Origin of the sequence: Pseudomonas flavocrustae, from assembly GCF_029872515.1 — a bacterium.
GTDB lineage: Bacteria > Pseudomonadota > Gammaproteobacteria > Pseudomonadales > Pseudomonadaceae > Chryseomonas > Chryseomonas aestiva.
Map to the genome: position 1 here is coordinate 21,349 of NZ_JAPDIQ010000010.1, position 23,824 is coordinate 45,172.

Sequence of the window (23,824 nt, forward strand, 5' to 3'; positions counted from 1 at the left end):
GCAATCATGGCTCGTTTAATAGTCGTTTTAGGCCTCTTTCAGCAATTTCATTTACTGCTTCGATAACGATGTCAAAGGGGGCTGGGTGCGATTCTTCGTAAGGATTTTTCATGTAATCTAACATTAAATTCATGAAGTTTTTTTTGTGTTGATCGAAGATTTTTACCTTCTTTATATTTTTGGCCGCGTCATAATCGAATCCTTCCGGATCAAACCAGTTTTGATGATCCCTATGGGCAGCCCATATCCACTCATCAGGGAAAAGGCCTTCTATTTCTTTTCCTCCAGGAATGGATGTGTAATCTCTGTCGGGATAAAAGCCACCCTTCGATCCGAAAAATCCCCTCAGATCTTGTGTTGCTCTATCTCCCGCCTCGTCTCCGTCAAAGAGCGAGATTGCAATCACTTCTTTTGAGATGAACTCGTAGTTTGCTCTGAGGAAGCCAGATAGATTTTTGCAGCCGCCAAAGCTAATTATGTTTGTATTGCTTCCAATTACAAGTTTCTTTGAGTGTTTATTTTCGTATGATTTTATTGCGGATCGAAGATACTCCACATCGGTTTCTCCTTCGACAAAAATATTTATCTGCGAAAGGTTGAAATAGTCGGAAAATCGTACCCCTAGCGCGCTTCGAATGTCAGATGTTGCATGAGATATTGTTTTGTAGGTTTTAAGTGATGTGCTTTTTTCTTTTCTATCAAAAAATACGCCGCTTATTAGTGAGGGGTTGTTAGGAAGAAAGCCCAAACTGTGGGTCGTCTTTACAAGAGTAGAGGCATCTCCGAGTTTTTCAAGAATCATGCAGGCTTTCTGCGCCAATGCCGGATGCATAAAAGTTTCAGGTTCTTCTATGAGCCACACTACGTGATTGTCCTGTTGCTGCTTTGTAACCCACTCAAGCGCCGAAAAAAGGATCGTGGACTGCAGTCCCATTCCTTTTGAATAAATCGAGCTTTTGTTCGCATCGTCGACTTGCAGTTCTAAAGAAGATATCAGGTTTTCTAAAGCGCCTGATGGATAGTCTAGAGTAACTTCCGCTTCGGTAATTCCTGCTTCTGTCAGAGATTGATTCATGCTGATGCTAAGAGAATTGATGCTTTCTCTAATCATTGCATCATATGGCTGAATTGCTTTTGCAATTTCTTTTTTAACTAGTGGCGTTACAAACTCTTTATAGATTTTTTCAACGGATTTTTCAGATGGAATTCTGTAGCATTTAAAGTGATCCAGAATTGAGTCGATTACAAATTTTTGTAATGATAGGTATTCGGTTCTTTTTCGGATGTCTTGTTTTACTCCCGGGAATATCTGATATACGGGTGAGGACTTTCTAAAAACTAGATTTATTGTGAAAGTGTTTGTTATGCCCTCTTGTTTGTGATCAAGAAGCATGCCTTGCATTTTTCTTGCGGCATTTACTATTTCTCTGTCTAGGTTTTTGGATAAATCAAAATCAAATGCGCATGTTAGACTGGTTTGTATTGTTTCTTGATTGAATGGAAGGTCTATTGTGTGATTGTATTTATGGGTATTTTCCGGGCCAGTAAAGAAGTAGTATATGCCTAAAAGGGTGTTTGATTTTCCTGAGTTGTTAGGTCCTACGATCGTAAGCCCATTACTTAAGTCGATTACCTGTTCGGATGTTATGGTTCTTAGGTTTTTTATTCTAAGCTTGGATATTTTCATGATCGTATTTGCGTTTCTGGATGGTTAAGTTAATTTTTTGGGAAAAGGGTGAAGAGGTTTGATAACTCATCACCAACCGATCAATCGCCCGCGTCATCGCCACATACAGCAATCGCGCCTCGTCCGCTTCCGGCTCGCCCTGCTTGGGCATTTCGCCTAGTCCTGGAATCAGTACCAAGCCGAACTCCAGCCCTTTGCTGGAGTGCATGCTGACGATCTTCACGCTGTCTTCGGCGTCGTAGAGTTGGGCGCGGCCCTTGTTGCTGGCGCCGGAGCGGTAGGGGATGGCGGCCTTCTTGAGTTCGTATTCGGTCTGGTAGGCCTGGCTGGTGCTGCGGTAGAGGATGGCCATGTCGCTGAGCTGGCGGCCGTTTGCCTGTTCGTCGCGGATGCGGGCGATGAGCAGGTCCCATTCCTCGCGGTCGCTGCCGCACTGGATGAGTTCAGGGAAGGGGCCGCGGCGGCCGGCGCTTTCCGGGGCGATCAGGGGCACGCCGTCTTCGCTGGCGTCACGGCTGGTCAGCAGTTCGGTAGCGAAGGCGCGGGCGACGGCGAGGATCTCCACCGTGTTGCGGTAGTTGAGCTTGAGGATGGTGGTGCGGCCCTGGGCTTGGATGCCGACGCTGGCGAAGCTGAAGTCCAGCGCCTTCTTGCCGCCCTTGCCGCGGTAGATGGCCTGGGCGTCGTCATAGAGCACCAGCAGGGACTGGGTGCTGGGGTCGACCATCTGCACCACCAGCTGGAACCACTCGGGGGCGAAGTCGTGGCCTTCGTCGATCAGCACGGCGCTGTACTGGCCGCGGGGGATCTGGCCGCGGTCGACGCCCTCGATGGTGCGCAGCACGTACTGCTCCATCTTGGCCGCTACCGGCAGGCGGTGGTCCGGCTTGTCCACCTGGTAGGCGGTGAGCATCTCGGCGCACCAGGCGTGGAAGTTCTGCACCACCACCCGTTCGCCCAGGCCCTTCTGCTCGATCACCTGGCGCAGTCGCCCGGCCAGGGACTTGTTGTAGCAGAGCACCAGGATGGGTTTGACCGAGACCTGGGCCAGGTGGGCGCATCGATAGCCGAGGATCATGGTCTTGCCGCTGCCGGCGGCGCCGTGGATGACGCGGTGGCCGTCGCCTAGCGAGCGGGCCAGCTGTTCCTGTTGCAGGTCCATGACCTTGATCAGGCTGGGCAGCGGCGCCTCGGCGGCGTCGAACAGGCCGAATTGGCCGGGCTGGCTGTTGACTCGCACCTCGGGGTAGAGGTGATAGCGCACCCGGTCGATTTGCGGCAGGGTCAGGGCGCAGGGAAAGACGTGGGGAAACATGTCCCAGAGGCGTTGCTGGAAGGCTTCGGGGTCGGCGGACTCGGTCATCTCGTCCTGGAAGAGCACGCGCTGCGGATCGAGGACGTCGGCGAGATCGGTCTGCTCGAACTGGCGCCGGGTGATGCCGGTGAGCACCACGCCCCAGCCCCAGGGCATGATCAGCTGGCCCGGATGGGGCGAGCCGGCGCTCTGGCGCAGCAACGGGTCCTTTTTCAGCAGCAGGTCGACTTCGAGGATGTAGGAGCGGGCTTGCAGCAGGGGATTGGCGACGGTCTTGAGGCCGTCCTGGGTATGCAGCCGCACCTTGCCCGGGGTGACGGATTCCAGGGTGGCCAGCTTCCAGTCCTTGACCTCCAGCACCAGGATGCCGCGACGCGGATGCAGTACGACGAAATCCGGATAGCGCGCCTTGGGGCCGACCGGGACGTTGCTCTAGCAGAGGTAGTCGTCTTCGAGCAGTTTTTCCAGGCGTTCGGCGAAGCGACGTTCACCGGGGGTATCGAACTGGCATTGGCTGCGAGCGGGGAAAAAGCGGGCCATCGGTCATCCATTCCGAGAGGCGGCAGGGCGCGGTAAAGCGAGACCTGGCGCACAAAAATCCTTTCGTCATACGTTAGTCAGGCAGGTGCGGCGGGTAAAGCGCGAGACGGGTGTTGCCGGGCGATTGGCCGAGTTGGCCGACCGATGGTGGCTGGCAGGTGGCCGGTATTGGGCTGTCTTGGGGGGGATAGCGGTACTTCGGGGTTTGGTTTGCCCTCACCCCGGCCCTCTCCCGGAGGAAGAGGGGGCGTTTGGGTGCGGTGCGGTGCGGTGCGGTGCCGTGGGGTGTTGGGCTGAGCGCGGCGAAGCCCAATAGGCCCCAGGCCGGCTCAGTAATAACTGCGCATCACCGCGATCCCTGCCTCCAGCACGCCATGCCATTCCTGGCGCAGCGCTGGAGAGAAGTCAGGATCGTGTTGGGTCAGGGTGGCGAGCAGACAGTCGACCCAGAGGTCGTAGAGCTCGGGGTCGATGTTCAGCCGTGCGCGGCAATGGCTTTCGCCAAGCTGACGCAGCTTGGTGGTGGGCATGCCGCGGGCGACGAGTACCAGATTCATGATGCCGTGACGCAGCAGCAGCTTCTGCGCGGCCATGTCGGTGTGGGCGAATTTCTCCCGGACCCGGGGCGAGCTGGCCAGGAAGCGCTGGTAGAAATCATCGAAGAAGGCGGGGCTGGCGCAGCAGCGTCCATAGCTCAGCATCACGTTCTGGGCCGGCAGCATGCGGATTCCTGGGCGGGCATGAAGCGGCGCAGCCTGCCTGGGCGCGGGGCAGGCCGTGTTGATCCGGATCAGGTGACAGCCAGTTTGCCGCCCTGAAACATTTTGAACCAATTCACAGGGCCGCTTCTCTACCCTAGGCGCAGCGGTAGCCGAGAAACCCCTACTCCAGAGGGTCTGGTTCGTCGCGGCGCGACTAACGTCCCCTGGAGAACCCCATGAGTCAGACTCCCCTGCTAATCGGCTTCGTCATCATGTCGCTGGCTTCCCTGGCCATCTATGCCAAGGGTGCGCACCGCGGACCGTTGCGCGGCCATACCCTGGTCCATGCCGCAGTGCCCTTCATCGCTGCTACGGCCTATCTTTCCATGTACCTGGGAGTCGGTAATCTGATCAAGCCCGATGGGAGCATCACCTATCTGGCTCGCTACCTGGACTGGACCTTCACCACGCCGCTGCTGCTGGCCGGGGTGGTCAGTTCAGCCTATCTGGGCGCACGCGAGCAGGAAGGCCAGGCCGGCTTCGTGGCCTCCATCGTCACCCTGGACGTGGTGATGATCGTCACCGGCCTGGTCGCCTCCCTGGCGCCCTACGGCACCCTCAAGTGGGTGTTCTTCGCCTGGTCCTGCGCGGCCTTCGTCGGGGTGCTCTATCTGCTGTGGAAACCGCTGGCGGCCCTGGCTGGGCAGCACGCTGCGATCGGCGCGGCCTATCGCAAGAATGTCGGCTTTCTCAGTGTGCTCTGGCTGATCTATCCGGTGGTCTTCGCCGTGGGTCCCGAGGGGATCTGGGCGGTGAGCGACGCCGCCACGGTCTGGGTCTTCCTGATCCTCGATGTGCTGGCCAAGGTGGTTTATGCCTTCACCTCGGAGCGCAATCTCAAGGCGGCCCTGGCGCGGCCTGGCGTCTAGGGATGAGCGTGAGCGGGCGCGGCTGGCTGGCGCTGGTGCTGACCGCCGGGCTCGCCAGTCTGGCGAGCGGGGCCGGGCAACTGGCCTATGCCCTGGCGGTAGGCCTGGGTCTGGGCCTGCTGCATGGGGCCAGCGATCTGCGCCTGGTCGCACCCGGGCGGCGCCTCGCCTTTCTCGGCTGCTATCTGGCGACAGCCCTGGCCTGCCTGCTCTGCTGGCAACTGGCGGGCACGGCAGCGCTGCTGCTGTTCCTGCTGCTCTCGGCCTGGCATTTCGCCCATGAAGACGAGCTGTTTCCCAATCGGCTGACCTCGCTGGCCCTGGGGCTGTTCATCATTGGCGGTCCGGCGGTGGTGCACGAAGCCGCCGTCGCCCGGTTGCTGGCTTTGGCCATGGGGCCGGCTGCCTCTCTGGCCCTCGCGGACTGGCTGGCCCGCGTGCTCGCCCTGGGTGGGCTGCTGGCGCTGCCGGTGCTGTTGCTGGCCGCCTGGCAGCAGCGGTGCCCCAGGTTGGCGGTGACGCTGCTGGCCGTGGTGCTGGCGCCGCCGCTGGTGGGGTTCGCCCTGGGCTTCTACCTGCTGCACGCCGCGCCCCAGACCGGGGTGCGCCAACGTTTGTTGGGGGCGGCCACCTTCAAGGCCTATCTGCGTCTGACGTGGCCGATCCTGCTGGGCGCTGCGCTGTTTACCCTGGCCGGTGGCCTGGTGTCCCTGCTGCAGGAGCGCACCGGCATCCGCGCGCTGTTCGCCGTGCTGGCTGCCTTCGCCGTGCCGCACATGCTGGTGTTGCCGCGTTTTCTCGAAGCCGGCGTCGAAGCCGCGCCGCGCTCAGGGCCGCAGGTGATTGAGCGGTAGCTCGGTACTGGCCAGGATCTGGTTGAGCACAAAGCTCGACCGCACGCTGGAGACGCCCTCGATGCGCGTCAGGGTGCCCAGCAGCAGCTGCTGGTAGTGCTCCATGTCGGGTACGACGACCTTGAGCTGATAGTCCGCATCCATGCCGGTGACCAGGCAGCACTCCAGCACCTCGGGGCACTGGGCGATGATCGCCTGGAAGTTCTCGAAGCGCTCGGGGGTGTGCCTGTCCATGCCGATCAGCACGAAGGCGGTCAGCGACAGGCCAAGTTTCTTGCGATCCAGCAGGGCGACCTGGCGGGTGATGTAGCCGCTGTCTTCCAGTTGCTTGACCCGGCGTGAGCAGGGTGAGGGCGACAGGCCAATGCGTTCGGCCAATTCCTGGTTGGAGAGACGCGCATCGCGCTGCAGTTCTGCCAAGATTTTCAGATCGAAGCGATCGAGTTTGTCCATTTTGTGTGCCTTGCGCTAGCCGATTGCGTTCAATCCTAGGTTTGTGGCCATGGATTGCGCAAGAGGCAGGAAAGAAGCTGCACAACGCAACCCGCTGCCGGCAGCAGGGGCGTAAGCTGAACTCAACTTCGATAGCCCGGTAGAGCTGTCCAACGAAGGCGCCCTAGGAGGGCCTTTCGCATCGTCAACGACGGTATCCCGTCCGCGACGCCCGGGCCCGCCCAGGTCACCATTCCTGGTCGATCGCAGCCACCGTCACGAGCGGTGCGAGAGGACAACGAATTCAAGGGGAGGCCGCAAGGTCTCCCCTTTTCTTTTGGGCGGAAGTTTTTGGCGTTTGGCTTACCCTCACCCCGGCCCTCTCCCAGGGGGAGAGGGGCATTTGGGGGAGGTTGGGTGGGAAGAGCATCGCGGCCATGGGCCGCTCCTACAACAGTGCATGCCTATAGGAGCGGACCGCCATGGCCGCGATTGGGGCTTACGCCTGCCCGGGCGGTTGCTTGTCCACGGTCAGGGGCGCGTCGCTGGCGAGGAATTCCTTGGCCTCCTCTTCGCTGGCCACCGAGGGCGGCGAGCCGCGCAGGGGCTGGCCGGCGGTTTCGCGCACGGTGAGCATGGTCAGGATGCCGATCACCGCCGCGGCCATCATGTAGTAGGCCGGCACCAGGGGGTCGCCGGTCTTTTCCACCAGCCAGGCGGTGACCAGCGGGGTGGTCCCGCCAAACAGCGACACCGAGATGTTGAAGGCGATGGACAGGGCGCTGTAGCGGATCGGGGTGTAGAACAGCGCCGGAAGGGTGGACGGCATGGTGCTGGTGAAGCAGGCCAGGGCCATGCCCAGGAGCATCAGGCCGAGGAAGATCAGCCAGTCGTGGCCGCTGCCGATCAGCTTGAGGCAGGGAATCGCCAGCACCAGGATCGCCAAGCAGGCACCGATGATCATCGGCTTGCGGCCCAGGCGGTCGCTGAAGAAGCCACCGAGGATGTTGAGCGGCATCATCACCACCATGACGATGAGGATCAGCAGCAGGCCCTTGGTCTCTGCATAGCCCATGGTCACGGCCAGGTAGCTGGGCATGTAGGTCAGCAGCATGTAGTCGGTGACGTTGAACACCAGCACCAGGCCGATGCACTTGAGCAGGGCGACGCGATGCAGGGTGAACAGCTCGCGCAGGCTGTGCGCCGGGCTCTCCGCCGCCTTGCCCTCGTTGGCCTCGGTATGAGCCTTGAATGCCGGGGTCTCTTCCAGCTTGAGACGCATGTAGAGGCCGAGCAGGCCGAGCGGGCCTGCGATGAAGAAGGGCACGCGCCAGCCCCAGTCGAGCAGCTGCTCCTGCGTCAGGGCCGCCGTGAGCGCCGTCACCGTTCCCGCGCCGGCGATGTAGCCGGCGAGGGTGCCGAACTCCAGCCAGCTGCCCATGCGTCCGCGGGTCTTGTCGGTGGCGTATTCGGCGATGAAGGTGGCCGCGCCGCCGTATTCCCCCCCGGTGGAGAAGCCCTGCACCACCCGCGCCAGCAGCAGCAGGGCGGGCGCCCAGATGCCGATGCTCTGATAGCTGGGGATGAGGCCGATGCTGAAGGTGCCCAGGGCCATCATGATCATGGTCAGGGCCAGCACCTTCTGGCGACCGTACTTGTCACCCAGGGGGCCAAAGACCATGCCGCCGATGGGGCGAACCAGGAAGGCCACGGTAAAGGTGGCGAAAGTGGCGATCAACTGGGCCGCGGCATCGCCGTCGGGAAAGAAGACCTTGCCGAGGGTTACGGCCAGGTAGCCATAGACGCCGAAATCGAACCACTCCATGGCATTGCCAAGGGCGGCGGCACCGACGGCGCGCTTGACCAGGGAATTGTCGACGATGGTGAGGTCGTCCGGCTTTACCTCATGGCGGCGTTTGAACCAGCCAACGTGATGATGGTGTTTCGACATGTGTTTTCCTCCTTGCGTGGGGCCATAGACCCGAGCGGACCGCTAGAAGTGCGATGACAGAGGGGCAGAAACTTCCCCGCTACCCCCAGGGATCGACCCCGGGAATGCCCGAAGCCCGAGATGATTGCAGGCGCGGACGTTCGCTCCGTCCTTGCGGGCTCCGGGTTTCTCGGCGTGCTCTCGGCACCTGCAATGGCCGTTCGATGGCAGATCGGCGCGGGGCTAACAGCCAGGCTGGGGCAGGGTCCAAGCCTTGGGGTACTCTGGGTCATCCCCTCGTGGAGCCGTGCGATGAAATCGCCTGCCGTGCTGTGTGCGCTTGTCCTTTCCGGCGTTTCCCTGTGGAGCGCCGGGCCCGCCTGGGCCGATAACAACTATCGCCTCGGCGGCGGCTATGTCACGCCCCCGGCGGGCGCCCAGCCGCCACCGGTCATGCTCCCAGGCAATGCCGGACGCTGGCAGGGCGGCGGTCAGGGTGACTGGAATGGCAGCCCGCCCGGGCGGGGCGACGGTCCCGGGCGCGGCAATGGTCCGGCCCTGGAGCGCTGGGAGCGCAACGACCCCCCACCACCGCGGCCGGGCTATCAGCCGGCCTGGCAGGATCGACCCGTCCCCGTGCCGCGTCCCGGCTACATGATGCCGGCGCCCGACCAGCCGGGTCGGAACTATCCGCCGCCCCCGCCACCGCGTCCGGAGCGGGATCCGCACTGGGCCGGCCAGCGTCCGGGCTGGGGCGCCAATCCCCAGTGGCGACCGGGTTTCGAGGTGCCGGGCGTGCCGGCCGGCTTCACCCGCGTCTGGTACCGGGACAGCCAGTATTACTATGCCGATGGCTACTGGTATCGACCCCAGGGGCCGCGCTATGTGGTGACCCTGCCGCCGACCGGGGTGCGCGTCAGCGTCCTGCCGGCCTTCGCCGAGACCCTGTGGATGGGCGGCACCACCTACTATTTCGCTGCGGGCAGCTACTACCGCACCGATCCGGGTGGCGGCTTCGTCACCGTCGCCGATCCCAACGTGGCGGCCGTGCCGACCACGACGGCAGCGCCGGCAGGAACGGGTTACGACGCCTATGACGTCACCGCCTATCCCTTGCAGGGGCAGTCGCCGCAGCGCTACGCCACGGATCGCTACGACTGTCGGCGCTACGCCGCCGGAGAGTCGGGCTTCGATCCCGAACGCCCCGGCGCGGTCGCCGATCCCTATCTTGCCCAGCGCTTCCGCCAGGCCTTGGCGGCCTGTCTGGCGGGGCGTGGTTATCGCGTAGAGTAGCCGTCGCCTGGAGTAGTGCTCAGTCGTTGGTCAGTTGCACCAGGGTGAACAGTCCGAAGGGCGGCACGCTGCTGCGACTGGCGCGGCGCAGGTCTTCGCGGGAGAGGATGGAGTCCATGGCGAAGTCCGGGTGCCAGCCAAGCTTGCGCGAGGCCGGCGCCAGGGCTTTTTCCGCCAGCAGCCGCAGGCCGCTCTCGGCCTGGAAGTGATTGACCAGCAGGAGGTGACCGCCCGGCTTCACCACCCGCCGCATCTCCTGCATCAGCTTGCGCGGATTGGGCACCACGGAGGCCACGAACATGGCCACGGCGATATCGAAGGAGCCGGTGGGCAGCCCGGTGTCCTCGGCATTGGCTTCGAGCAGGGCGTCCACCGTGGTGATGGCGTCGCGGCTGACCCGCTCCCGGGCCTTGGCCAGCATGTCGGGCGAGAGATCGATGCCGGTGACGCGCTTGTCGGCGCTGTAGTGGGGCAGGGCCAGCCCCGTCCCTACCCCCACTTCCAGTACCCGGGTACCCGCCAGGGCGTTGACCGCCGCCACCGCGCGCTTGCGGCCGGGGGCGGAAACGCCGCCGAACACCCGGTCATAGACATTGGCCCAGCGCCGGTACGCGGAAATGATGGCGGCATTGTCCAGCGCGGAGTGTGGAGCTGAGGTGTCGGCAGTATTCAGCGAGTAATCGATTTTCTTCGAGTCGTGCATAGCGGCCTTGTCATTGTCGGTAGATGAAAGCAGCGGTGTTACGAAGCGAATTCGGCGCGTCGTTTGAGGGTGATAAGTGCGATCTATGGGTGGCTACAGGCGTTGCGCTATTTCGTCATGCGGATTGAAAGATGGCCTGGCGCTTGGCTGTCCAGGGCCTGCAAGCCAGGCGTAGCGGCTGCTCCAGATAGGATTTTTACCGTTTTAGAACAATCTAACGGGGTTTGGCTAGTTATGGCTGGTGTTATCTCGCCTGGATGAGAAGTTGGTAGTTTTAATTTTTTTTGATTGTTCGTTCTTTCAATTTAAATATTATTTTATTGTTTGTTCGTTCAATTAATGGAGCGGATAACCAGGAAGAGCGCTGATTTGCAATCCTTTGGCCGGGAAAGGGGAGGCAGAACGCAGGGACAGCTGGGAACCGAGTGTGGGGTAGCTACAGAGACGCGATGATCAGAAGCACCTTGGTTGCTTTCGCGAAAGCGCCTTGGCTTTTCTGGGCGCTGGCTGATAGACCTCGGGCGCAAGGCATTCGGAGCAGATTCGAATGCTTAGGTGGCACATTGATAGCTGGCTTTATTTGCATTTTGCAAGGTAATGCAGCCTGGCTACTGACTGCCGTTTCGCTTGTCCTAGTCTTGTCCGGTCATCCCGCCAGGATGGCCGAATATCCAGTCGTTACTGATTTGCAGGCCGCCTGGGTGCAGCATTCTCACTACGCCCTTACCCACACGGCAGAGCTGGCATACAGAAGGCTGCGGGCTTCACTCTTGCCTGATAGCTAAGGATCAGGCCGCTGCTGTACGGTGCCACACCGGAACGCTGTACCCGTGGCTGGAGAGAAAACTCCTCGACGGCCAAAGCCAGTGAGTGGCCCTTGGAACTCAGATCGCTTTGCCAATGGAGGCTGCCTTCGCTACCCATCACGGGTCTGCCCGGCCTGATTGTCAGGGCTGATACAGGCCAGGGACGGCTATGCCGGCCATCAAGGTTTCGGGGCCGACTATCCCGCGTCTGCTGACTTGCGTTGTCCATGGATTCAGCATGCCAGACGCAGGTATCAGCGAAACACGTCCAGGCTTGTGACGCCAGGTCGATACGTTTTTGTCTGAATGCTCAAGGATGACGACTGAGTGCTGTCTCGCTGCGGAAGGAGATTCCCGGCTTGCGCTTTTCACTTGGATACCCCGTCATGAAAAATAGGTCATTACGTCCAGTCCAGGGTTTCACCCTGATCGAGATGTTGGTAGTTGTCGCCTTGCTGGGCATCTTCTTGGCCATCGCCGCGCCCAGTTTTGCCGGTCTGATTCGCTCCAACAAGGTCCAGGCCGCTGCCGATGAGTTGGTGACGGTATTGCAGTATGCGCGTAGCGAAGCCATCACCCGGGGGGTGACCGTAACGCTGACGGCTGATAGTGCGACCACCTGGAACGCCGGCTTCAACATCACCGCGGCAGGGCAGATACTCCGGCGTATCGACGCCGGCGGTTTGCAGAGTGGCATAACGGTGAGCTCGGGTGCCGCTCAGGCAAGTTTCAGCGCGACCGGTACCACGGGTGGCACAACCAGCCAGTGTTTCACCCTTTGCCCGGCCGACCAGGCGGGGCAATGCCGCTTCGTTGGCGTCAGCGTGACCGGACGTATCACCCCGCCATCCATCGACCGGCCACTGACTGGGGAGTGCACGTGAGGAGGCTGCAGTCAGGCTTCAGCATGATCGAGGTGTTGGTCAGCGTCGTGCTGATCTGCGTGGGCCTGCTTGGCATCGCTGCGTTGCAAAGCAAAGCAGTGCCTTTCACTCAGGACTCCGTCCAGCGCAATGCAGCCATGATGCTGACCAATGACCTCCTGGAGCTCGTCCGCGCTAATCCGACGGCAGTCGATAGCTATATCAAGGCGCCCGACAGTGATTTCGCGAGTGCGCCGGCAAGCTGTCGCCCGACCCCAGCGGCTGCGGCTGATCAGCTTGCCTGCTGGGCAGCCCAGGCCAGTTCGCTGCTGCCCGGTGCGGCGGATCTGCTGAGCAGTTCCTTCTATGTCTGTCAGAACGCGACCCCAGGTCCTGCGGGGGCGGCGGCGTCCTGCAAGGGAGGCAGCTACCTTGAGATCCAGGTGGCCTGGGTCGCGCCGGTCGACAGCTGCCTGGACGGTGGTACTCCGACTGGCAACGGTACCAGCTCCATCTGTACCTACCGTTTGCGAACCCGACTCTGAGGCCAGTTCAATGCTCAACCGCTTCGCGAACGCATCGGCCCGGCAACGGGGACTGTCCATCGTCGAGCTGATGGTTGCCCTGGCCATCAGCAGCTTTCTGATCCTGGGAATCACCCAGCTCTACATCAACAACAAGAAAACCTACCTGTTCCAGCAGAGCCAGGAGGTCAACCAGGAGAATGGTCGCTTCGCGCTGGCGCTGCTGAATCAGGAGCTGGCCAAGGCGGGCTATCGACGGCGGCCGGATATCGCGGTCACCCAGGATTTTCCGGCTGACAGCGGAAGCTCGAATACCGGCAACGCCCTGGGTTGCAAATTCGCGGCGGGTGCCTCGGTGACTGGCGATGCGACCAGTATCTGTATTCGTTACCAGGCGCGCGATGCGCGGGAAGTCGACTGCCGCGGTCAGGTGCTGAGCGCCCAGTCGAGCACCTTGGCCAACAACGCCGATGCCCCCTACGAGTACTCCAATACCGCTCAGAACGCGGTGATCGTCGAACGCTTTTCCCTGGCGACCGATCTCAACTTCACCTCTGGCATCAAGGGCGAACGTCCAGGTGCTCTGGTCTGTGCCAGCAACCTGCTGGCCTGCGGCAATGGTGTCTGTACCCAAGTAGACGGAGCTACCGATACCGCCCAGCTCATCAGCGGTATTCGCGATCTGCGCTTCGACTATGGCGTCGGTGTCGACAGGAGCGTCTCCTCCTTTACCCTCACGCCCTCTAGCAGTGCAGCCACCCTGATCCGGGCTGTGCGCTACTCGGCAATGCTGCAGTCGGTGGCCCAGGGATCACGAGATACCAGCGATACACCGCTCGTCCTGAACCAGTGGAACCAGACCTATTCCACGACCTTTACCGGCAACGCCTATCTGTACCAGATCGCCCAGGACACCATCACCCTGAGGAACCTGATGCCATGATCGCCTCTCGACGCCAACCATTAAGACGAGAGCGTGGCGCGTCTCTGCTGATCGCGCTGGTGCTGCTCCTGCTGTTGACGATTCTGGCCCTGACCAGCCTAAGGGGCGTCACCCTGGAGTCACGGGTCATGGGCAATATCAAGCAGCAGCACAATCTGCAAAGTGCCGCTGAGACCGCACTGAGAGCGGGCGAGGGCGCCATTGGCAAAGCCGTTGCCGCGCCAGACCTGGCGAGTACCTGTACCGTGACCTTCTGTATTCCCTATCTGCTGCGCAACAACGTCTATCTGAATGCCGGGGGTGCCGCCCTGGGCAGCGAGAAGATTGGTAATCGCAACGTTCCCCTGGGGTACATGACGCCGCTGTTCCGTAATGGCGATCCCAGCGCCACCCTGGAGGGCTACAGCATCCTGAGCTCGGGCAGCACGGCTGAAACCCCCAATGCCCGCTGGTACGTGGTCGATCTGGGCCCCCTGGATACCGGTAGCGAAAACAATTGCGCCCTGACCGGGTGCGGCACGCGCTACTACGAGGTGGACAGCTGTGCGGGCGCAGGCTGTGCGAGCAATCAAGTCGGCCAGCGGATCACCTTGAGATCCGTCATGGCGAAATCCTTCTGATCGACCGGGAACGCTTTCTATGAACGCTCGTGGCCGCCGTTGCCTCCTGTTGTCCGCTCAGTTGATCGCCTGGTCGATCAGTGTCCAGGCGGCTACCAATTTCCCCACCCAGACGCCGCTGTTCGTCAACAGCGCAGTACCACCGCTGAACATGCTGGTGGTAGAGCGCGACCACAAGCTCTATGCCCCGGCTTACAACGATGCAGCGGATCTGGATGGCGATGGCGTCCTGGATATCTATTACAAGCCGGGAGTCATCGACTACACGGGCTACTTCGATTCCGCCAAGTGCTATTCCTACGATACCGCCAATGGCTACTTTGTCCCCCAGGGGGCGGGCACGGCGATTTCCGCAGCGCCCACGACCGGTACGCCGAAGAAGTGCGGGACGGGTAACAGCAACGCGCCCTGGAGTGGAGACTTCCTCAACTACCTGACCACCTCGCGGATGGATGCTCTGCGCAAGGTGCTCTATGGCGGCTATCGCTCCACCGATACCGCGACCAGTACCGTCCTGGCGCGTGTCAACGTGCCGACGGATGCCCACTCCTGGGGCAAGGAATACAACCGTGGCAACGGCTACAACATTTCCGACTATGCGCCTATCAGCACACCGAGCAGCGCCAATACCTACGTGCTGTTCGCCAACACCACCTACAACAGCCAGCCGAGCCTGAGAATCATCCCCAGCACCTCGGATATCCGCATCTGGGGCTGGGTGTCACGCGAATCGGTGCAGGGGCAGAATACCGCGACCACTACGTCCTTCTCGGACGTCAACCTGTCGGCGACCATTCCCTCGGGCACCCTTACCAGTTCGTCCGGCCGCAACGTCTACAGCTTCAACGTGCGTGTCCAGGCGTGCGTCAACGGGTTGCTGGAAAGCAACTGCAAGGCCTATCCCAATGGCCAGTACAAGCCGACCGGTTTGCTGCACGACTACGGCGAAGGCAACCAGATGTACTTCGGGCTGCTGACCGGTACCTACAATGACAACCTCCAGGGCGGAGTGCTGCGCAAGGCCATCAGCTCCTTCGCCAACGAGGTGGATGCCACCACCGGTATCTTCGGTGTGGCCTCGGGGAGTGGTAGGAACATCACCTACACCAAGCAGGGCATCATCGCTACGCTCGATGGCATCCAGTACTCGCCGGACGGCGCCTGCTCGGGCTGGGGAACGCCTGGCAACGACCTGCCCAACGGCCGGTGCTATAACTACGGCAATCCGCTGGGTGAAATGTCCTACGAGGTACTGCGCTACTTCAGCGGCGCCACTACGCCAACCTCCGGCTATGCCTCCGGTGCAGTGGACAGTGGTCTAGGGCTGCCAGCGGTGACCAGCTGGAGCAATCCCTATAGTACCTATCCCTCGTGCTCGAAACCCTTCCAGACGCTGCTCAGCGATGTGAATCCCAGCTACGACTCGGATCTGCCGGACAGCGCCTTCACCGCCACGTCCGTGCCCGCCACGCTCGCCCAGTTCAGTAGCCGCGCCCTGGGGCAGACCATCTGGGACAACGACATAGGCGGCAACCGCAGCATCAACATCGGCGAGGTGGCCGGCAGCGCTACCGATTATGCTCCCACCGCCAAGACGGCGAACGGCTTCGGCAACTTCCGCGGCCTGCCCGACGAACCCACCCGGCAGGGCACCTACAACGTCGCCAGCGTCGCCTACTACGGCAACAAGACCGCCCTGACCACGAGCGGGCAACGGCTGAAAACCTTCGCCGTGGCGCTGTCCTCGACCCAGCCGCGGATCCAGATGACCACCAGTCTCGGAACCCTCACCCTGGTACCCTTCGGCAAGGTCGTCACCGGTGGCAACACCTACCAGGCCACCGAGCAGATCACCGGCTTCTACATCGACACCATGGCCAATCTCAGCGGCATGCCGGTGGACAACAGCAAGAACGGCGGTCGGCCGCTGATCAGTTTCCGCGTGGTATACGACGACGCCGGTCAGGGCGGCGACTACGACATGGACGCCATCGTCCTCTACACCCTGGCGGCCAACGCCAATGGCACCATCACGGTCACCAGCGATACCCAGTATTCGGTTTCGGGCAACGATTCCCACATGGGCTACACCCTATCGGGCACCACGGCTGACGGTATCTACCTGGAGGTGACCGGTGGCGGTACGGCGTTCAACAGCGGAAGCCTGCATTATCCGCTGGATACCCCGCCCAACCGCTTGCCGGGGTCCTGCGTAAGCAATCCCAATGGCTGCCCGGCCTTGCCGGGGCGCAAGAGCAACAGCGTGATGGTGAACGGCACTACCGCTACCTCCCGGATCTTTACCCCGTCAGCCAGCTCCCTGGTCACCAATCTGCAAAATCCGCTGTGGTACGCGGCCAAATGGGGCGGCTACAACTACTCCAGCAGCAATCCCTTGCCGGTAGCCGGCGATTGGGACTCCAACACGGCGGGTACGCCGGACAATTACTTCCTGGTCACCAACGCCTCGACGCTCAAGACGCAGCTGTCGAGCGCCTTCAACCAGATTCTGCAGAGCAACAACTCGGTAGCGGCTCCGGCAGTGCTGCCCTACCAGAGCACCAGCAGCGGCACAGCCACGCGCTACGACACCTACGCCACGGCCATGAACGCCACTTACTGGAGCGGTGATCTGACTAAGAGCACTATTGAAGTTGCTCCCAGTACCACTGGTACGGCGACCAAGACGACCACCACGGTATGGAAGGCCAGTGCCCAGCTACCGGCCTGGGGTGCGCGCAACATTCAGATGGCCGCAGTTCCCGGAACGGGAAGCGGTCTGCAGGCTTTCACCTATGGCGCTCTAGCTGGGCGTACCTACGGCGGGATCAATCTGCAGTCCAATCTGGATACCAACAAGGTCGCTTTCCTGAAAGGGGATAACAGCCTGGCGACTTCCAGTTATCGACAGCGGTCGAGCCCGTTGGGCGACATCATCAATTCGGCGCCAGCCTTGGCCAATGGGGCGCAATATCTGACCAGCGCGGCCAACGCCCTGGAAAGCGGCAGTGACTACGGTGCCTTCAAGGTCAGTCAGGCTGCCGAGGCGCCGATGATCTATGTGGGCGCCAATGACGGGATGCTCCACGGCTTCAATGCAACCTCGGGTCAGGAGACTTTCGCCTTCGTGCCCACGGCGGTGATCCCCAATCTCTATCTGCTGGCCAAACCGAACTACAACAACGCCAGTGCCTCGCAGCACACCTACTACGTGGATGGCTCGCCCGTCATCGCCGATGTCTACTTCGGCAGTGCCTGGCACAAGGTGCTGATCGGAACCCTGCGTGGCGGCGGTCGTTCGCTCTTTGCTCTGGACATCACAGATCCGGATGCCGTCAAGCTGCTCTGGGAGTTCAGCGGTGAGGCCAGCAGCGCGGGTGGTAACAGCCAGACCAATGCGGCGCTGGGCTACAGCTTCGGCACACCTCTGGTATCACGCCTGCATACGGGCCAATGGGCGGTGCTGGCCGGGAATGGCTACAACAGCAATGGCGGGACGGCATCGCTGCTGATTCTCGACATCGCCACAGGTCGCCTGCTCAAGAAGCTGGACGCCGAGACCGCCACCCAGAGCAACGGCTTGTTCAATCTCAAGGTGCTGGATGTCAATTCCGATGGTATCGCCGACTACGTCTATGGCGGTGATCTGAAGGGCAATCTCTGGCGCTTCGATCTGCTCAACAACGGCAACCTCACGGCCACGGCAACGGTCGACAATTTCACGGTCGCCTTCGGTGGCAAGCCGCTGTATACGGCGCGGAGCAGCGACACCAATGGCGTGATCCAGCCCATCACGGCAGCACCCTCGGTGGTCAGGCATCCCTCCGGTACCGGCTTTATTGTGATGTTCGGTACCGGCAGCTACTTTGCCACCGAGGACAAGACTTCGACGGATCTGCAGAGCGTCTATGGCATCTGGGACAAGAATGTCTCGACCGTCTCAATTTCGAATACCGTCGCGACGTTGCCGGTGCTCAAGCGCAGCAATCTGCAGCGGCAGTCCATCACCCGTGAGACCGCCATCGGCGGCAAGAGTGCGCGCCTGCTGAGCAACACGGCAGTGGACTGGACGACGACCAGTGGCTGGTACCTGGATCTGCAGACCAATAACCAGGCGGTGGGTGAGCGGGTGGTGGATCCCATGACCGCCAGTGGCCAGACGCTCGTGTTTAGCACCGTGACGCCCAATGCGGATGTCTGCTCCTCGGGCATCAGCGGCTGGGCCTATGCGATAGATCCGGCCTCCGGTGGCCGTACCAGTTTCAATGTCTTCGACCTCAATGGCGATGGTGTGGTCAATAGCCTGGACAGCCTCGATGGCATGGTCGTCTCGAGTTTCGGTACGATCGCCGGAGGCACCACTCTGTCGAACAATCAACTGATCACCACGGACGGTAGCTCGACTACCGTCAATAGAGGTGGCCAGACGTCCGGCCGGCAAACCTGGCGGGTAATACCGCAACCTCAATGAGTTCGGGAGACCAACGCAGCATGACCAGTACCCGGGGCTTTACCCTGATCGAGCTGATGATCACCGTCGCCATCGTCGGCATCCTGGCTGCCATCGCCTATCCGAGCTACCAGAGCTACATCCTGCGCAGTCATCGTTCGGAGGGCATGGCGCTGCTCAGCGAGGCAGCGGCTCGGATGGAGCGTTATTATGCGCAGAACAGTACTTACAAGACGGCGTCACTAAAGGGGTTGGGCCTAACCGGCGACGATAAAGCCACGTCTCTGGACTCATCGAACAAGTACTACGCCCTGAGTCTTGGAACGCCAACAGATACCACCTACAACCTGAGCGTGGTGCCGCAGAACGCGCAGAGCAAGGACAGCTGCGGAACCTTGACGCTGGATTCGACCGGCCTGCGCGGTGCGGCGGGCAAGACCTCCGACAAGGACGCTGCGACCGTCACCAACTGCTGGCGCTAATCCTCCCGCCCCTGTACCAGGCCGGCATCCCGGTCCTGTTCCACACGATAGCCGCCAAAGCCCAGGGTCACCCGCTGGGTGGCGTCGGGCTTGCCGGCGTCGCGGGCTTCGTGTTCGACCACCAGGCGGTTGAGGCGGTTGAGCAGGTGCATGGATTCGTCGTAGGCGGTGCGATAGAGACTCAGGGTCGAGTCCTGGGTCAGGTTGTGGCCGTAGACCACGTGAAAGGTGAAGTCCGGCGCGGCGCGGTCCTGCAGGTAAAGGCGCTCGAACCCGGCCAGCAGGTCGCCGGTGAAGTGGGCCAGCAGCCGCCCCGCGCCTTCCTGGCTCTCGGTGCCGCGCAGCAGCGAGCGGGGCGTGAGCACCACGCGATCTTCCTCGTCGAGACGGGCGTAACCCTTGCGCAGCCATTCATCCAGCACGGTGCGGGCGCGGACGTCGCTGCCGACGCTGGCGACCAAGGCGTCGAAACTCTGTTCGCCGCCGCGCCGCTGGGTGCGGGGGAGGGGGCGCAGATTGCCCTCGGCATCGAGCAGATCCAGCCGTGAGGTCCAGGCGCTGAGCACCTGCCATTCCAGGCTAGGCGTGCAGGGGGTGCGTTCCGGGCTGGCTTCGCGCAGGGCGCGGACCTCGCGACGCGGCAGGCCGGTCAGCACCGAGATGCGACTGTCGGAATTGGGCTTGTCGCGCAGTGGTTCGAAATCCTGGGCGACCTCGAAGTAGGTCTGGCGCAGCAGGCGATCGAAGGTCTGGTAGGTCACGCCGGAGGCGATGGCGATACGCACCAGCCGACCGATCAGGCTGCGTAGAAGCAAGGGTACCTTGGTGGAAAGCATGGGGGACTCGACGCGGCAGACGCCCGCCCATCTTCGCGGGGCCTCAGGCCCCCGTCAAACCAGCCGGTCACAAAGTGTCGCGGACGCCGCTCAGGCTGTCGTCCGCGGGTCAGGGCACTGATTAGCCAGGGGTGCCCGATTCGGTCGCGCCAGCCACGTCCGGATCGTCCGGGAATTCCTCGGGTTCCATGTCTGCATAGGGCAGTTCTTCAGGCGGCGGGGTGTTGCTGGGGTTGTCGTAGGTCTTCTGGTCAGCGTCGCTCATGGTGGCTCTCCGGGGTGGGTGTGAAGATATCGAACCCCTCTGGGCGGGGCCGTTCCCGAGCAGCTGTCGACAGCGACCTCAGGTCGGCCAGATGGCGAGGGGCCGAACGTCGTTAGCGCGATAGCGGTCCATTGGCTGACCGTCTCCTCCGAATGACGGCGCCCGAGGATTCCCGTGATGACCACGCCTACCGCTGTCCATCCGTTGCCGTTCCAGCCCGCCTTCGAACAGGTGCCGGATGATGAAGCCGCCACCATTCGCGAAATGGTGGCGGCCATGAGAGACATCACCGAGACCACCTACGCCAATGGTGGCCATGCCATCCGCAGCGTGCATGCCAAGAGTCATGGTCTGCTCACCGGCCAGGTGACGGTATTGGGCGGCCTGCCGCCGGCCTATGCCCAGGGCGCCTTCGCCGTGCCGGGCAGCTATGCCGCGGTGCTCAGATTCTCGACCAATCCGGGCGATATCCTGGCCGACAGCGTCTCCACCCCGCGGGGCCTCGCGCTCAAGCTGATCGACGTGCCGGGCGAGCGCCTGCCTGGCAGCGAAGGGCAGGTGACCCAGGATTTCGTCATGCAGAATGCCCCGGCCTTTACCGCGCCGGATCCCAAGACCTTTCTCAAGACGCTCAAGCTGCTGGCAAAGACCACTGACCGCGGCGAGGGCCTGAAGAAGGTCGCCTCGGCAGTGTTGCGGGGTACCGAGAAGGTGGTGGAAGCCCTTGGCGGCGAGAGTCCGACGCTGAAGAGCCTGGGTGGCCACCCGGAGACCCATCCGCTCGGCGAAACCTTCTACACCATGGTGCCCTTTCTCTATGGTCCCTATTTCGCCAAGCTCAGCGTGGTCCCGGTGGCGCCCGAGCTAACCGCCCTGACCGATGCCCCGGTCGAGGTCAACGGCAAGCCCGACGGCCTGCGCGAGGCGGTCAATGCCCATTTCGCCCGGCACGGCGGCGTCTGGGAGATCCGCGTGCAGCTGGGCGTCGATATCGAGCAGACGCCCATCGAGGATGCCTCGGTGGTGTGGCCGGAAGATATCAGTCCCTATGTGACCGTGGCGCGCCTGGAGGTCCAGCCGCAGCCGGCCTGGAACGAGGCGCGCTCGCGCGAGGTGGACGACGGCATGGTGTTCAGCCCCTGGCACGGTCTGGCCGCGCATCGCCCGCTGGGCGGCATCATGAGGTCGCGGCAGCCAGCCTACGAGATGTCGTCGCAGTTCCGCAGCGAGCGTAACGGCTGCCCGTTGCACCATCCGCGTGGACCGGTGGAGCTGTAGCCGCGGTACTAGTTGAGCGTGGCGAGCTCGGCGTCGTCGAGTTCGCGGGCGCGTACCGCGGCCGGGCGGCTTACCAGCCCGGCGACATAGCGCTCGAAGTGCGGACGTTTCTCGACGGTGCCAAAGGCCATGCCCCAGGCGAGATGAGCGCCGACATAGACGTCGGCGGCGGTGAAGCGATCATCCACCAGGTACTCGCCCGGGGCCAGGGCGGCGTCGAGGGTGTCGAGCACCTCGTCGAGACTGCCATAGCCCACCGCGCCGCGCCTTTGCGGGTCGTCGGGCAGGACGACGCCCAGCGCCTGGTTGGTGGTGGCGGCCTCCAGCGGACCGGCGGCGAAGAACAGCCAGCGGTAGTAGGCACCGCGCGCCGGATCGCTCAGCGGCGGCGCGAGCCCCGCGGCGGGAAAGGCGTCGGCGAGATAGGCGCAGATGGCGGCGGTCTCGGTCACCACGGCGGCGCCATGGCGCAGCGCCGGCACCTTGCCCATGGGATTGATGGCGCGATAGGCCGGGGATTTCATCGCCGGCCCGTAGTCGACCCGCTGCACCTCGTAGGGTTGTCCGAGCTCCTCCAGCAGCCAGCGCACGATGCGTCCGCGCGACATGGGGTGGGTATAGAGCACAGGCCGGTCGAACATGGTGAAGCTTCCTTGAGTTGTCGTACCCCTTAGCATAGGTAGCCCCTCATCCAGCGTCCATTCACAGGAGCCTGGGTACCCTTCTGCTAAACTGGTAAACCTTTACCAGCCGTTTCACAGGACTCCCGTGCCCTCATCCTTCGCTTCCCTGCCACTGGCCGAGACCATGCAGGCCAATCTGGCCGAGCTCGGCTACCTGAGCATGACGCCCATCCAAGCGGCCAGCCTGCCCATCATCCTCAAGGGCCAGGACCTCATCGCCCAGGCCAAGACCGGTTCGGGCAAGACGGCGGCCTTTGGCATCGGCTTGCTGACGGGACTCAATCCGCGCTATTTCGGCTGTCAGGCCCTGGTGCTCTGTCCGACCCGCGAACTGGCGGATCAGGTGGCCCGCGAACTGCGCCGCCTGGCGCGCACCACGCCCAACCTGAAGATCCTGACCCTCTGCGGCGGCATGCCGCTGGGGCCGCAGATCGCCTCCCTGGAGCATGGCGCCCAGGTGATCGTCGGCACCCCGGGGCGGGTGCAGGAGCACCTGCGCAAGGGCACCCTGGTGCTGGACGGCCTCAATGTTGCGGTGCTCGACGAAGCCGATCGCATGCTCGACATGGGCTTCATCGAGGCCATCGCCGACATCCTCAGCCAGACCCCGGCACGGCGGCAGACGCTGCTGTTCTCGGCGACCTATCCGGAAGGCATCGAGCGCCTGGCCCAGGACTATCTGCGCGCGCCGCTGCGCATCAGCGTCGAGAGTCAGCACAGCGACACCCAGATCCGTCAGCGCTTCTACGAGATCGCCGCCCAGGACCGCCTCGCCGCCGTGGTGCGCCTGCTCCGGCACCATCGCCCGGCCAGCGCCGTGGCCTTCTGCCAGACCCGTCAGCAGTGCCAGGAGGTGGTCGAGGCGCTGCATGCCCAGCGCATCTCCGCGGCTGCCCTGCATGGCGATCTTGAGCAGCGCGAGCGCGATCAGGTGCTGGCGATGTTCGCCAACCGCAGTCTCTGCGTGCTGGTGGCCACCGACGTGGCGGCCCGCGGCATCGACGTCGCCGGCCTGGAAGCCGTGATCAACGTGGAGCTGTCCCGCGATCCGGCAGTGCACGTGCACCGTATCGGCCGCAGCGGGCGGGCGGGTGAGCAGGGCCTGGCGCTGTCGCTGGTGGCACCGGCCGAGGCCAGCCGCGCCCAGGCCATCGAGGCTCAGCAGGGCTCGCCGCTGGACTGGCAGTCCCTCGGCGCCCTGCGCGATACCCCGGAGCCGCTGGTGCCGACCATGCACACCCTGGCCCTGGCGGCGGGCAAGAAGGACAAGCTGCGCCCCGGCGACATCCTCGGCGCCCTGACCGGCGACGCCGGCCTGCCCGGAGCCAAGATCGGCAAGATCACCCTGTTCGACAACCAGGCCTTCGTCGCCGTGGAGCGCGATATTGCCCGCCAGGCGCTGCAGCGGCTGAGCGAAGGCAAGATCAAGGGCCGGTCGATCAAGGTGCGGATGCTGTAGGGGCGAGTTGGCCCCTTCGCATCCTGGTTACATCTTTCGGCAGGGGCTTTATCGCGGCCATGGGCCGCTCCTACGGATAGATTGGATACCTGTAGGAGTGGTCGATACGGCGCACCGGCATGGCCGCGGGCCTGTCTCAGGTGAGTGGTAGCGCCGTAGCGTGGAAAACGGCGCAGCCTTTTCCACTGGGACTTCGTCGTGAGGCGCGCCCTCACCCCAACCCTCTCCCTG

General features: G+C 62.5%; 20 protein-coding genes and 1 pseudogene. 11 read left to right on the forward strand and 10 right to left on the reverse strand.

Annotated elements, in window-relative coordinates:
- Positions 1-4: 4 nt before the first annotated feature.
- From OMP44_RS19915 to OMP44_RS19930, 4 genes and pseudogenes are all read right to left on the reverse strand, one after another.
- Positions 5-1,687, reverse strand: coding sequence for an ATP-dependent nuclease (locus tag OMP44_RS19915; RefSeq protein ID WP_280310695.1), 1,683 nt, complete (start codon positions 1,685-1,687; stop codon positions 5-7).
- A complete protein-coding gene (locus OMP44_RS19920; protein ID WP_348529687.1) occupies positions 1,668-3,158 on the reverse strand; it encodes a DEAD/DEAH box helicase in 1,491 nt (496 codons plus the stop codon). The genes OMP44_RS19915 and OMP44_RS19920 overlap by 20 nt, the downstream gene beginning before the upstream one ends.
- Positions 3,159-3,230: 72 nt before the next feature.
- Positions 3,231-3,416, reverse strand: a pseudogene (locus OMP44_RS19925) (nuclease-related domain-containing protein); the annotation flags it as partial.
- Between the two features lie 455 nt (positions 3,417-3,871).
- Positions 3,872-4,264, reverse strand: a complete 393-nt coding sequence (locus OMP44_RS19930) for a globin domain-containing protein (protein ID WP_280310697.1) — start codon at positions 4,262-4,264, stop codon at positions 3,872-3,874.
- 215 nt (positions 4,265-4,479) lie between these two features.
- Between OMP44_RS19930 and OMP44_RS19935 the strand changes: the two genes are divergently transcribed.
- The gene (locus tag OMP44_RS19935) at positions 4,480-5,172 is read left to right on the forward strand and encodes a bacteriorhodopsin (protein ID WP_280310698.1); all 693 of its coding nucleotides are present in this window, start codon (positions 4,480-4,482) and stop codon (positions 5,170-5,172) included.
- A 2-nt stretch (positions 5,173-5,174) separates the two neighbouring features.
- Positions 5,175-6,026, forward strand: a complete 852-nt coding sequence (locus tag OMP44_RS19940) for a Brp/Blh family beta-carotene 15,15'-dioxygenase (protein ID WP_280310700.1) — start codon at positions 5,175-5,177, stop codon at positions 6,024-6,026.
- Here the strand turns inward: OMP44_RS19940 and OMP44_RS19945 are convergent.
- Together OMP44_RS19945 and proP are read right to left on the reverse strand one after the other, a co-directional pair.
- On the reverse strand, positions 6,000-6,479 hold the full coding sequence (locus OMP44_RS19945) for an Lrp/AsnC family transcriptional regulator (RefSeq protein WP_064309082.1): 480 nt from the start codon (positions 6,477-6,479) through the stop codon (positions 6,000-6,002). The two genes, OMP44_RS19940 and OMP44_RS19945, sit on opposite strands and share 27 nt — an antisense overlap.
- 478 nt (positions 6,480-6,957) lie before the next feature.
- Positions 6,958-8,409: a glycine betaine/L-proline transporter ProP gene (gene proP / locus OMP44_RS19950; protein ID WP_280310703.1), complete on the reverse strand. Its 1,452-nt coding sequence runs from the start codon at positions 8,407-8,409 to the stop codon at positions 6,958-6,960.
- 291 nt (positions 8,410-8,700) lie between these two features.
- Here proP and OMP44_RS19955 point away from each other — a divergent pair, with 291 nt between their 5' ends.
- Positions 8,701-9,681, forward strand: a complete 981-nt coding sequence (locus tag OMP44_RS19955; protein WP_280310705.1) for a DUF6515 family protein — start codon at positions 8,701-8,703, stop codon at positions 9,679-9,681.
- 19 nt (positions 9,682-9,700) lie between these two features.
- Here OMP44_RS19955 and OMP44_RS19960 read toward each other — a convergent pair whose 3' ends face one another.
- Positions 9,701-10,384 (reverse strand): class I SAM-dependent methyltransferase, encoded by a 684-nt coding sequence (locus OMP44_RS19960; protein WP_208694012.1) that lies wholly within the window; start codon positions 10,382-10,384, stop codon positions 9,701-9,703.
- Positions 10,385-11,549: 1,165 nt separating this feature from the next.
- On the opposite strand from OMP44_RS19960, the gene OMP44_RS19965 reads away from it, so the two are divergent.
- Genes OMP44_RS19965 through OMP44_RS19990 form a run of 6 tightly spaced genes read left to right on the forward strand, consistent with a single transcriptional unit; the run spans position 11,550 to position 19,072 of the window.
- On the forward strand, positions 11,550-12,074 hold the full coding sequence (locus OMP44_RS19965) for a GspH/FimT family pseudopilin (protein ID WP_280310708.1): 525 nt from the start codon (positions 11,550-11,552) through the stop codon (positions 12,072-12,074).
- Positions 12,071-12,598 (forward strand): type IV pilus modification protein PilV, encoded by a 528-nt coding sequence (gene pilV, locus OMP44_RS19970; protein ID WP_431312666.1) that lies wholly within the window; start codon positions 12,071-12,073, stop codon positions 12,596-12,598. The genes OMP44_RS19965 and pilV overlap by 4 nt, the downstream gene beginning before the upstream one ends.
- Before the next feature lie 10 nt (positions 12,599-12,608).
- Positions 12,609-13,520, forward strand: a complete 912-nt coding sequence (locus OMP44_RS19975; protein WP_280310712.1) for a PilW family protein — start codon at positions 12,609-12,611, stop codon at positions 13,518-13,520.
- Positions 13,517-14,140: a PilX N-terminal domain-containing pilus assembly protein gene (locus tag OMP44_RS19980; protein ID WP_280310714.1), complete on the forward strand. Its 624-nt coding sequence runs from the start codon at positions 13,517-13,519 to the stop codon at positions 14,138-14,140. Before OMP44_RS19975 ends, OMP44_RS19980 begins: the two co-directional genes overlap by 4 nt.
- A gap of 19 nt (positions 14,141-14,159) precedes the next feature.
- Positions 14,160-18,611, forward strand: a complete 4,452-nt coding sequence (locus OMP44_RS19985) for a pilus assembly protein (RefSeq protein ID WP_280310716.1) — start codon at positions 14,160-14,162, stop codon at positions 18,609-18,611.
- A gap of 20 nt (positions 18,612-18,631) precedes the next feature.
- The gene (locus OMP44_RS19990) at positions 18,632-19,072 is read left to right on the forward strand and encodes a type IV pilin protein (protein WP_280310718.1); all 441 of its coding nucleotides are present in this window, start codon (positions 18,632-18,634) and stop codon (positions 19,070-19,072) included.
- Here OMP44_RS19990 and OMP44_RS19995 read toward each other — a convergent pair.
- Together OMP44_RS19995 and OMP44_RS20000 are read right to left on the reverse strand one after the other, a co-directional pair.
- Positions 19,069-19,908 carry a DUF6502 family protein gene (locus OMP44_RS19995; protein ID WP_133863247.1) on the reverse strand — a complete coding sequence of 280 codons (840 nt, stop codon included), beginning with the start codon at positions 19,906-19,908 and terminating at the stop codon, positions 19,069-19,071. The two genes, OMP44_RS19990 and OMP44_RS19995, sit on opposite strands and share 4 nt — an antisense overlap.
- A gap of 121 nt (positions 19,909-20,029) precedes the next feature.
- Entirely contained in the window at positions 20,030-20,173 is a 144-nt protein-coding gene (locus OMP44_RS20000) for a hypothetical protein (RefSeq protein ID WP_007161029.1), read from the reverse strand.
- A 177-nt stretch (positions 20,174-20,350) separates the two neighbouring features.
- Between OMP44_RS20000 and OMP44_RS20005 the strand changes: the two genes are divergently transcribed.
- Positions 20,351-21,451 carry a catalase family protein gene (locus OMP44_RS20005; RefSeq protein ID WP_280310723.1) on the forward strand — a complete coding sequence of 367 codons (1,101 nt, stop codon included), beginning with the start codon at positions 20,351-20,353 and terminating at the stop codon, positions 21,449-21,451.
- An 8-nt stretch (positions 21,452-21,459) separates the two neighbouring features.
- On the opposite strand, the gene OMP44_RS20010 is transcribed toward OMP44_RS20005, so the two are convergent.
- On the reverse strand, positions 21,460-22,092 hold the full coding sequence (locus OMP44_RS20010; RefSeq protein WP_280310725.1) for a glutathione S-transferase family protein: 633 nt from the start codon (positions 22,090-22,092) through the stop codon (positions 21,460-21,462).
- A 127-nt stretch (positions 22,093-22,219) separates the two neighbouring features.
- On the opposite strand from OMP44_RS20010, the gene dbpA reads away from it, so the two are divergent.
- Entirely contained in the window at positions 22,220-23,593 is a 1,374-nt protein-coding gene (gene dbpA, locus OMP44_RS20015; protein WP_280310727.1) for an ATP-dependent RNA helicase DbpA, read from the forward strand.
- Positions 23,594-23,824: the final 231 nt, after the last annotated feature.